Genomic DNA, 8,944 nt, shown 5'->3' on the forward strand with positions numbered 1-8,944 from the left:
CTGCGATTGTGCCGAGGGCGCCCAGCACGAACACGCCAAACTGCTGTGGACGCATCTGCTGCCCCAGCCGCTCATCGATCGTGAGCATCGGCCGTGGCGCTACCGCCATGTCGAGCTGTTTGATCGCGCTCATTACCTCGCGAATTGCGACGCGCGGGTCTCCGGCCGCGTGCAGCACGATGGTTCGGCTGGCTCCGGCGGGGTTCTGAGCCATTGGCAGATACATCACAAGCGGGTTGAGCGTTTCCACGTCTGTGATTACAGCCGGCACGGCGCCTATGACCTGAAACACGCGGTTTGGCTGGCCCTTCCGGCTGCTTGGTTCGGTGATCCGCCGGCCTATGGGATCGCCCCCTGTTGCCAGCATGCTTGCGAACGATTCGCTTACAGTACATTGCCTACCCCGGCGGCCTTGAAATCGACGGATCTCAAAGGGAATGGCCTGCTTTCCCATCCGGGGACGTCTCCTTGGGCGTCCCCGGATGTAATCCCGCGCGGGACACCATGTTCAGGAGGCGTTCCATCCCTCTCCGGACAACCGGCATCGGCGCCCCGAAACTGAATCTTACGTAGGACCCGAGCCTCGGCGGGTCCATTCTTTGCTTTCCCGGATTGACATCAAAGAACTCTCCCGGGACCGTGATCACGCGCTCTTTCAGAGCCTCGCGAAAAAACCGGAATCCATGATTCAATGGGGGCGGCAGCTTTTCGACCGAGCCCCAGCAGTAGAACGTTCCCTCGGGATCGCGCGGGAAAAGCACCCCGATTTCTTTGAGGCGTCGGAGCATCAAGTCGCGTTTTGGTTTGAAGGCGGCCCGCATCGCCTCCGTCTCCCGACTGGCGTGGTCGGGCTCCACAAGGGGTACGGAGACCCGTTGGAGCCACCGCGGCGCCCCTCCGTCAATCGCGCTGCCGGAACGGGTCAGGATCTCAATCCAATCGGAAGGCCCCAGAGTCCAGCCGATGCGCCATCCCGGGTAACGATAATTCTTGGTGAGTCCATCGATCACCATCACCGGATCTCTTTCCACATCCTCGACACAGGCTGCTGCACTCACGGGAGCGGATCCGTTCCAGACGAAATGCGAGTAGAACTCATCCAGCACAAGTGCGGTTCGATGGCGCCGGGCGAGCAGGATCCAGCTTTCCAGTTCGTCATCCCGAATTACGCGTCCCGTGGGATTGCAGGGATTGGAAATCAAGAGGCATTGAAGGCCGTGCCGCAGAATGTTGCTTTTGAGCCTTTCGGAGGAGATCGCAAATCCATCCTCGATCTGCAAGGGTATGTGGATCGGGGTAACTCGGGGAATGCCGCCGAGCAGATCTTCGTAAGCGGTGTAGTCAGGGGTGAAATAGCCGATCCTGATTTCCCCCAGCGCCCAGACCACCCGGGTCAGGGCGAGGCGTCCGCCTGCCGTGATGGCCACATTGCCGGCGGTGTATTGCGATTTCATGCCGCGGCGGAATTGCCGGTTATAGAGGGCAGCAACGGCCTCGCGCAGCTCCGTCAGGCCGGCCACGGGCCCATAGGCATGATCCTCCGGGGCGATGGTAATGTTAGCAACTCGGTCCGGAGCTCCCGGCAACGGGCCGACCTCCGGCATGCCCTGACCCAGGTTGCACCAATCGGGATGTTCCCCGTAGTACCCGAGCTTCGCCGCTTCGGCCACCACGAAGATAACTCCCATATAGGGCACGTCGCGAAATGGACCCAGACTTTCAGCCATGAATGTCCCCCTCCTCTGGAGGATAGATTGTATCAGCTCTGTTCCGACTTGCGTTTACCTCATCCACTGATTAATCTTGTGGCCGCATAGTTGCCGCCCAATCCATGCGCTTCCCCGAGTTACCGCACATCGGTTGGGTTGAATAGCTTTTGGGTGATGCCGCATTCAGGTGCCTAGGGTGCTCGTGGAACACGGCAAGGCGCAGATGTGCACCCGACACCGAACCAGCTCGATTTTGGGATCTCGGGGGCTGTTCGACATCCGCCATAACCAGGGGGTTCTGAAATGAAACTTCGTCTCTTCGTCACGCATCTCGCAGTTGTCGCACTGGCGATTCCTGCGGTTGCCTTCGGCCAAGGTGCCGTGGCCGATTATCAGCGCGCTAACGGGCTCCGTGCCAGGTATGAAGCCCTCGCCATCAACGTAGCCGGTCCCGCCACCTGGATCGACAACTCCAGCCGCTTCTGGTACAGGAAGTCGGTCGCGGGCGGGAGCGAATTTGTCGTGGTCGATGCGGCCAGCCTGCAGAAACAGCCGGCGTTCGACCATGAGAAGTTGGCTGCAGCATTGTCCAGGGAGACGAACCGCACTTATACCGGCCTCACGTTGCCGTTCAGCACGTTCAGCTTTGTCGACAACCAGCGGGCGATTCAAATGGCCATCGACGGCGCGCAGTGGCGCTGCACGCTGGCCGACTACGTCTGCCGGCGCCCCGAGATCGGGACGGGCGGCGGCCGTGGCGGACGAGGCGGCGGCGCCGGTGGCGCGCAGTCCCAGGAACCCCGCAGGCTCTCACCCGACGGCAAATGGGAAGCGCTGATTCAGAACTACAATGTTGCCATCCGGGCCGTGGGCTCGCAGTCGCTCACGATTCTCAGCTACGACGGTTCCGAAGGCAGTTACTACGACCTGCGGTCGATCCAGTGGGCGCCGGACTCCAGGAAACTCGCGGCTTACCGCGTAACCCCCGGCTACCGGCGCGAGGTGCACTACGTCGCGTCGTCGCCGGAGGACCAGCTGCAGCCAAAGCACTCGACGCTCGTGTACGCCAAGCCGGGCGATGTGCTCGATGTGGAGCAACCGGCAATCTTCCACATCGAGACCCGGCAGCAGCGCGTCGTCGACCGGTCGCTGTTCCCCAATGCATACGACATGTCGCCCCTGGTCTGGCGCAAGGACAGCTCGGCGGTGACGTTCGAGTACAATCAACGCGGGCACGAGTTGTTTCGCATCATTGAGATCGACGCCGCCAGCGGCAAGGCTCGAGCGGTCATCACCGAACAGCCGAAGACGTTCTTCTGCTATTCGAGCAAGAAATATCGTTATGATGTTCAGGATGGGAAAGAGGTCATCTGGATGTCGGAGCGCGACGGCTGGAATCACCTCTATCTCTATAACGGCGCTTCCGGCAGCGCCACCCAAATCACGAAAGGCCCTTGGGTGGTCCGCAGCGTCGTCAAGACCGGCGAAGAATCACGCCAGCTCTGGTTCAGCGCGAGCGGAATGTACCCGGGCAAGGACCCCTACTTCGTACACTACTACCGCATCAACTTCGACGGCACGGGGCTGACCGCCTTGACCGAAGCGGACGCCAATCATGTCGCCAGTTTTTCTCCGGATATGAAGTATTACGTAGACACATACTCGCGCGTGGAGCTGGCGCCGGTCATGGAACTCCGGCAGGTGTCCGACGGCAGGAAACTCCTGGATGTGGAGCGCGGAGACCTCAGCGCGCTCACCAAGGCGGGTTGGAAAGCTCCGGAATCGTTCGTCGCGCCCGGCCGCGACGGCAAGACCGACATCTGGGGGGTGATCTTCCGGCCGACGAACTTCGACCCGTCCAGGAAGTACCCGGTCATCGAGAGCATCTACGCCGGGCCGCACTCCTCGTTTGTGCCGAAGTCGTTTCAAGCCTTCAACGCGATGCAGGCGCAGGCCGACATCGGCTTCATCGTTGTCCAGATCGACGGCATGGGCACATCCAACCGCTCGAAGGCATTTCACGATGTGGCCTGGAAGAACATCGGCGATGCCGGTTTCCCGGATCGAATCCTCTGGCACAAAGCGGTGGCAGCGAAGTACCCGTACTATGACATCACCCGCGTAGGCATCTATGGCGGCTCGGCGGGTGGCCAGAACGCGCTGGGCGGTCTGCTGTTTCATCCCGAATTCTACAAAGTGGCAGTCTCGTACGCCGGCTGCCACGACAATCGCATGGACAAGATCTGGTGGAATGAGCAGTGGATGGGCTGGCCTATCGGTCCACAGTACTCGGCGTCGTCCAACGTCGACAACGCGTATCGGCTACAGGGCAAGCTTTTGCTCGTGGTTGGCGAATTGGACACCAACGTGGACCCGTCTTCGACCATGCAGGTTGTCAACCAGCTGATCAAGCACAACAAGGATTTCGACCTGCTTGTGGTTCCCGGCGGCGAGCACGGCGCGGGGCGCTCCGGCGAGACCGGGCCGTACGGTGAGCACAAGCGCTTCGACTTTTTTGTGCGCCACCTGCTTGGGGTGAATCCCCCGGCATGGCAGGCGCTCGAGGCAAAGCCGCCCTCCAATGGCCACCGAGCGGCTGTCCCTGCTGCCCGACGGTAGGCTGCTGTCTCGCCTCAAGCGCCGCCGGCACAACGGAACCACCCGTATGATTTTCGAGCTCCGCGAGCTGATTGAAAAGCTCGCCGCGCCCGTGCCCCCGCGCCGCTTTGATCCCGGGACATAGTAACAGTCTGAAAAACCAAGCTTATGTTGAAGGCGGATCGTCCATCCGCACTGCAGCGAGAGACTTCGACGGCTATTTCTTCATAAATGCTTCAATCTCGGCGACTGTCCGGGGCACGCCCGGCGTAAGGTTCTCGCAGCCTGTCTCGGTTATGACGATCGTATCCTCGACCCGCACGCCCAGATCCTCCCCGGGGAAGACGGCATAGATATCGCAGGCGAACACCATCCCCGGCCGGAGCGCACCGCGCGGCCCGGCGCTGACATCGTGGACCGCCATGCCGACATTGTGGCTGATGCCCGTCTGCATCGTCCGGATCTTGAACAGGTCCTTCCCAATGTCAAAGCCCTTCTTCTTCAGGATCTCGAGGACAAGGGGCTGGACGTCCCTGGACTCGATGCCGGGCCGGTAGACCTGCTTGCAGGCTTCCTGGATCGCCAGCGCGGCCTCGTAGATCTCGCGCTGGCGCGGCGTGAACTTCCCGTCGGCCGGGTAGGAGGCGGAAATGTCAGTGACGTAGTAGTCGAGGGTTGGTCCGGCATCGACGACGATGAAGTCGCCGCTCTTGAGGATGCGATCATGGCGATAGTAGTGGAGATACGGGTGGTTCTCGGCCGAACTGATGATGACGTTATAGGCGAGATCGCGCGCGCCGGCCTTCTTGGCGGCGTACTCGAAGGCGGCCGACATCTCGAATTCCGGAGCCCCGACCCGCGTGGCCCGCATCATCGCCTTGTGGGCCTCCACGCCGAGGCGGCCGACTTTGCGCAGCTGGTCGATTTCGGCTGCCGACTTGATCGAGCGCAACTCCCAGATGAAGGGCGCGGCATCCTTTACCACAGCCTGGGGGAATTTCTCACGCAGGTTCATGACGAACTGCAGTTCACGCGTGAGGCGGCCGTCCCATAGGCTGAGGGTCATGGCGTTCTGCACGATGCCGAATTTTTCGGCCGAGCATTCGCGGGCCAGTTCCTCCGGCTTGAACGAGGTGTAGAGGACCGCGCCGGAAGAGGCCACTCGGGACAGGACCGGCGTGAACTGGTCGATGGGGGACACGCGCTCGATGCCGGTGACGGCCGCGGCGTTGTGGACGAGGTCCAGGCTGATCCCCTCGTTGCGGGCGCCGCCGTCGGTGATGGTGAAGAAGAGCGTGCTCGTCTTCGACCGCCCGTCGATGATGAGTGCTGCGTTGGGTATCTCCACTCCCGAGAAGTACATCATGTCGTTATTCTGGACGAATTCACCGTAGCCGGTGGCGGGCGTCGCGCCGAGCAGTATCGCCACCCCATCGGGGATCTTCTCCATCAACCTGGCCCGACGGGCAGCGTACTCCGTCTTGTCGAACAGAAGCGGCCCGCCCGCGAACGAGGTCAAGCTGCCGGCAAACACCAGGGAAAAAACTATACCGATCGCCATCCGACTCTTCATGTCAACCTCCTCAGTAAACCAGGGAATTCGATTACCCGCGGGTCGGCGTGGGCGGTCGTCACCGCTCACCGGGTTGACCCCGCTTGCGGGCCGAGCCCGCCGGAATGCGCCGGATGCGAACCGGCGGTCGCGCGGCGCGCTGAATCCCAGGCTGCGATGATGGCAGCCAGCGAAAGCAAAAAGGGACGGCCACAGAAGCCGATGGATCGTGCGGCCCGACGCCGGAGACCAGATCCGGATTCTTCATACGGCGCGCGAGGTCCATCGCACGCGGCAAACCTATAGCCAGACCGAAGCCGGGTAACAGCATCCATTTCCGCCCACGCTTTGTCAACGTGTTGATGACAGGGTACGCTCTCCTCCATTTCCAACCAAGGGATACACTCTTTCTCCTGATGGTTGTTCTTACTGCTTCGAAAATAGACAAATCGGTATCGGGATCGCAATCGCCATCGCAATCGGAACTCTTAGCCGACAAAAGCCGATAGCGACCTCGATGGCGATCCCGATACCGACGTTTACCAACCGGATAACATGAGTTTTTCATGGGTCACAGGGTGCGCCCCGGCGCATGAACAATCGCTTCGAAAATGCTAAAGCAGACAGAATAGGGCAGCCTCTGGAACACTCGTGCTGTGGCTGGTAGAATTCCATGGTTGCGTGATCGCAAATTGAGAAGCGGAGGTATCGCAGCGATGAAGAAAACCGTAGGATTGTTTTTGATTGTGTTTGTGATGTCGGCAATGGCCCTTTACGCCGCGCAGTGGACGGGCTATATCTCAGATGCCAAATGCGGACTCAAAGGCGATAGTGCTGCCCACGCCGATTGCGCCAAGACGTGCATTAAGAACGGCGAAGCGGCGGTATATTTGTCGGGTGGCAAGCTTTATACCCTGGACAAACAGGACGAGGCCAAGAAATTCGCCGGCGAGAAGGTGGTCCTCAAGGGCACAGCCAGCAAGGACGGAAAGTCTATTGCGGTCGAGAGCATCACCAAGGCAGGGAAATAACGACCAGTCGAGCGGGGATGCCGCCCGGCATCCCCGCCAACTTCTCCTCCTCTATTTCAGCCGCCACCGGCTCTTCCGTGTCGTTTCATCAGCCGATGTTTTTTCTCTTCCCCGGCGCATCGTCGGGGCATCCTCTTGCCTGCGGCTCACGAGCACTACGCCGGTTGCACTTGTTGCAGGATGAACCCGTCGATCGAAATGCAGAACCGTGGGGCTGGTTTATGGACGACGCCCGGTTGCGTGAGAGCCTGATCGAATTGTTGAAGGGAGGAAGTGCGCACGTGACAGCCAAAGATGCCATCAATACAGAGGAAACTGCGAGTGCCCGGACATATCCTGGCTAGCGGATCCCCGATGCGACCCGATAGCTGCGGCGAGCCCGCACCACCAGATCGGGAAGTGATACGGCGACCGTGAGCGTGTGGGGCGCATCGTCGGCGCGCGACGGATCGGGATAAAAGGCGAGAAGATATTGGTGGCGCAATTCCTCCGCCACCTTTGCGAAGGTCCTCCTGAAATCGGCCGACTCGCTGCGATAAAAGACTCCGCCGGATTCTTCGGCAGTGCGACGCAGCAGCGCCGCAGCCGCTCTTTCGTCCTCCTCCCATCCCGCCCCCCCGGCCGGCCCCTTGGGCAACGTGACTCCGAAAAGCTTCTTTACCAGCTCACGCCTGCTTACGGCGTAAAACACGGGATAGACCACCACGCCCGCGTCGAGCACCGCACGGATCATGTCGTCCTGCGCAATGTCACTGCCGTAATCCTGACCGTCCGTAAGCAGGACGATCGCCTTACGGCCCTGGCTGCCGCGCAGATATTTGTTTGCAACCAGCGCGACGGCATCGCACATTTTGGTGCCCACATATTCACCCACTTCAGCGCTGCGAACTGCACGCCGCAGCTCCACCTCGTCCGCGCCCAGGCGGCATAATATGTGCACCTCGGAATCAAAGCTGACAACCATCGCCTGGTCTTCCGGCCGCAGCTGCGCAACGAAACCGACAGCCGCTTTGCGAATACCGTCCAGCACAGTCGTTGTGCTCTTGCTGGTGTCGATCACCAGCGCCATCTGGATCGGCGCCGCCGCGGCCACGAAAAAGGCGAGCGGCTGACGGATTCCATCGTCGTATAAAACAAAGTCGTCCGCTCCCAGCCCCGACACCGTTGCACCCAAGCGGTCGCTCACCATCACCGGCACGTTGACCAGCGTCGTCTGAACGCGGATTCGCTCCGTCTGCTGGCGCGGCAATCCGTTGAGGCTGAGCATCCAGAGCCCGCACAAGAGCCAGGGCAAGCCACGCGTCGCCTTCATGGTAAGCATTTTCACGTCATTACCGGCACTCATAACATGCTTAGTTTAACCGTTTTCCCACCGGGACGCAAAAAAGCCGGCCCTCCCGTGCTCAACTCCGGCAGAAGAGGCACGCGCCTCTGCCGGGAATCCACTCGCCGGCAGCTCCTGAGCACCGGCTCGATCTCCCGAAAGATCCCGATCGCCCCTGAGAAACTCCCGCGGCGCATGGACGATCGCATCTGCTCCCTCCGGACCGCCGCTGCATTCCTGCTCGGTTATTCGAGTGCTGCAGAGCGGAATGCATATGCCCCATTGGCAACAAGACTCAGTAAAGTCGACCGTGATAGATATATTGATATTGAGAGTAAAATATATTACTATACTGGGGAAAACGCCAGGAGATGCATAGGGTTTTCCCCTATATATAGACCGGATATTCCCTCGACATATAGCTCATGAATATATTTCACGCCTCATATATACGCGGAATGATGCACGGATACACTTGTATAATTTGAATACATTCTCCTAATTGTATCACGAATATTCAATTTCCTGAATAATTCCTCTTAAAGATACACCGGCGTTCCGAAACAAATCACTGATAGATAACAGATTATTCCTAGGAGTCCGTCCGAGAATTGCGGTTTGAAGGCATATTGTCGCCCTGGAGCTGCCTTATGCAGCGATCCGCCAGTCAGTCGAACATGTCAGATTGCAGAATGTAATTTTGCGTCACTCGCGGTGTGGACTGTGAGTT

8 protein-coding genes are annotated in these 8,944 nt (G+C 59.9%); 4 read left to right on the plus strand and 4 right to left on the minus strand.

The features are described from left to right. The coding region (locus LAP85_28805; GenBank protein MBZ5500414.1) for a hypothetical protein at positions 1 to 367 on the minus strand (367 nt) is incomplete at its 3' end. A gap of 61 nt (positions 368 to 428) precedes the next feature. Then, complete coding sequence (locus LAP85_28810) at positions 429 to 1,727, minus strand: pyridoxal phosphate-dependent aminotransferase (protein ID MBZ5500415.1); 1,299 nt, start codon at positions 1,725 to 1,727, stop codon at positions 429 to 431. Between the two features lie 285 nt (positions 1,728 to 2,012). Between LAP85_28810 and LAP85_28815 the strand changes: the two genes are divergently transcribed. Beyond that, a complete protein-coding gene (locus LAP85_28815; GenBank protein MBZ5500416.1) occupies positions 2,013 to 4,328 on the plus strand; it encodes a S9 family peptidase in 2,316 nt (771 codons plus the stop codon). Continuing rightward, positions 4,291 to 4,452: a transposase gene (locus LAP85_28820; protein MBZ5500417.1), complete on the plus strand. Its 162-nt coding sequence runs from the start codon at positions 4,291 to 4,293 to the stop codon at positions 4,450 to 4,452. Before LAP85_28815 ends, LAP85_28820 begins: the two co-directional genes overlap by 38 nt. A gap of 72 nt (positions 4,453 to 4,524) precedes the next feature. Here LAP85_28820 and LAP85_28825 read toward each other — a convergent pair whose 3' ends face one another. Then, positions 4,525 to 5,880: a Xaa-Pro peptidase family protein gene (locus LAP85_28825; GenBank protein MBZ5500418.1), complete on the minus strand. Its 1,356-nt coding sequence runs from the start codon at positions 5,878 to 5,880 to the stop codon at positions 4,525 to 4,527. Positions 5,881 to 6,575: 695 nt separating this feature from the next. On the opposite strand from LAP85_28825, the gene LAP85_28830 reads away from it, so the two are divergent. Both LAP85_28830 and LAP85_28835 read left to right on the plus strand, forming a co-directional pair. Further along, positions 6,576 to 6,890, plus strand: coding sequence for a hypothetical protein (locus tag LAP85_28830; protein MBZ5500419.1), 315 nt, complete (start codon positions 6,576 to 6,578; stop codon positions 6,888 to 6,890). Positions 6,891 to 6,907: 17 nt separating this feature from the next. Then, on the plus strand, positions 6,908 to 7,234 hold the full coding sequence (locus LAP85_28835) for a hypothetical protein (GenBank protein MBZ5500420.1): 327 nt from the start codon (positions 6,908 to 6,910) through the stop codon (positions 7,232 to 7,234). Here the strand turns inward: LAP85_28835 and LAP85_28840 are convergent. After that, positions 7,231 to 8,235: a VWA domain-containing protein gene (locus LAP85_28840; protein ID MBZ5500421.1), complete on the minus strand. Its 1,005-nt coding sequence runs from the start codon at positions 8,233 to 8,235 to the stop codon at positions 7,231 to 7,233. The genes LAP85_28835 and LAP85_28840 overlap by 4 nt on opposite strands. Positions 8,236 to 8,944: the final 709 nt, after the last annotated feature.

The sequence above is a fragment of the Terriglobia bacterium genome (assembly GCA_020072565.1).
Taxonomy (GTDB): domain Bacteria; phylum Acidobacteriota; class UBA6911; order UBA6911; family UBA6911; genus JAFNAG01.